The organism is Pseudomonas sp. PME37.24/025 (assembly GCF_055556615.1).
On the sequence record NZ_JBVHNK010000267.1, the window covers coordinates 1 to 265 of the forward strand.

Annotated in this window: 1 protein-coding gene; it reads right to left on the reverse strand. The window is 63.0% G+C overall.

Annotation, left to right across the window (positions count from 1 at the left end; all coding sequences use genetic code 11):
* Positions 1-265 (reverse strand): AI-2E family transporter (locus tag ACZ3HH_RS30325; RefSeq protein WP_465810311.1); only part of this gene is annotated, 265 nt, incomplete at both ends.

Here is a 265-nt window from a genome sequence, read left to right on the forward strand (position 1 = left end):
GCCACGGCGATGGGTGGGCCGATGGCGAGTGCCAGGCCGATGTAGGGCATCAGACTGAGCAGGCCGCTGAGCGGGCCGATTACCGGCCAGTACGGCAGTCCAATCATCAGGAAGAAAAGCGAGCTGACGACGCCGATCATCAGGCCGAGGATAAAGTTGCCGATGATATAGGCGCGTGCCATGTCCGCGACTCCTTCCCAGGCCTTGCCGGCGACGTAGCGATCGGTGCCGCTAAACAGGTAGAGGAAGCTGCGGCGCAGGTGGT